At 71.0% G+C, this 1,433-nt stretch carries 1 protein-coding gene; it reads left to right on the top strand.

Translation table 11 applies throughout. The annotated features are described in order from the left end of the window. Positions 1-124 precede the first annotated feature (124 nt). Positions 125-1,433, top strand: a 1,309-nt coding sequence (locus BM228_RS33470) for an IS4 family transposase (protein ID WP_139234363.1), incomplete at its 3' end; no start/stop codon positions are given.

Raw genomic sequence — 1,433 nt, 5'->3', positions numbered from 1 at the left:
CCCAGCCCTTTTAAGGTGTTTGTTGTGTGCCCAAGTCGTTGGGATGAGAGGATCATCAGACGGATTGGGGTGTGTCTGGTCGGCCGTTCTGGAGCGCTTCGAGCAACAGGCGCCGGCGGGTGTGATGGCGCGGACGCTTCTGGAGCAGGCGTTTCCGGCGGCGTGGCTCGATGCGGTGTTCGCAGCCCATCGCCAGCGCCAATACGAGCGCGCGTTGCTGTTCTCGACGATCGTCGAGCTGATGATGCTGGTGGCGGTCGGCTTGCGGCCCTCGTTGCACGCGGCGGCCCGGCAGGCGGAGCCTCTGCCGGTGTCGCTGCCGGCGCTGTACGACAAGCTCAAGCGCACGGATCCGGCCTTGCTGGGGGCGCTGGTGCGCGCCAGCGCCGAGCGGCTCGGCCCGGTTCTGGCGGAACTGGGGGCGCGGCCGGCTCGCCTGCCGGGCTACGCGCTGCGGGTGATCGACGGCAACCATCTGCCGGCCAGCCACAAGCGCCTGAAGGCGTTGCGCGGTTGCCGCAGCGCGGCGCTGCCGGGGCTGGCGATGGTGGTCTACGATCCTGACAGCGGCTTGGTGACCGATCTCGTGGCGGGCGAGGACGCCTACACGCACGAGCGGATCCTGGCTGCACCCCTGCTGGAGCGGGCCGGTCCGGGACAGGTCTGGATCGGCGACCGCCACTTCTGTCCCGGCGCGCTGCTGCGCGGCTGGGATGCGGCCGGGGCCGGCTTCATCGTGCGCGAGCACGCCAACCATCCCCGCCTGCGGGCGGCCGGCCCCTGGCACGAGGCCGGTGAGGTCGAGACGGGCAGCCTGCGCGAGCAGATCATCACCCTCGATCCGGCCGAGGCGCAGCCGGATCCGGATCGCGCCGTCACGTGGCGGCGCCTCGAGCTCACGCTGGCGCAGCCGACCCAGGCGGGCGATCGGATGCTGCGGCTGTGGAGCAACCTGCCGGCTTCGGTGGAGGCTGCCGCGATCGCGCAGGCCTACCGGGACCGCTGGTGCATCGAGGGGATGTTCCAGCGCCTGGAGGGCGTGCTGCACAGCGAGATTCCCAGCCTGGGTCATCCGCGTGCGGCGCTGTTCGGCTTCGGCGTGGCCCTGCTGGCCTACAACGTGCTGGCGCTGATCGAGCGCTGCGTGGAGCGGGCGCACACCTCCGCCGCGGGGGCGGCCCCCAAGGTGTCCTTGTATCACCTCGTCCTACAGATCCGCGGCGGCTACGAGGGGCTGCTGATCGCTCTGCCCCCTGAGCACTGGACGGCCTGCGGTGCGACCGACCCACCGGCCCTGGCCGCGCGCCTGCTGAGCTTGGCCCGCAGGATCGACCCCGGGCGCGTGACGGTCGGCAGGCGAAAACCCAAAGACCCCGCGGCAGAACCTAAGCGCGCCAGCAGAGGTCACGTCGCAACCGCAAGGATCCTCAACA

The organism is Methylobacterium pseudosasicola, from assembly GCF_900114535.1.
GTDB lineage: Bacteria > Pseudomonadota > Alphaproteobacteria > Rhizobiales > Beijerinckiaceae > Methylobacterium > Methylobacterium pseudosasicola.
The sequence above is the reverse complement of the archived record's forward strand: the minus strand, read 5'-3'. Positions and strand labels throughout refer to the sequence as shown.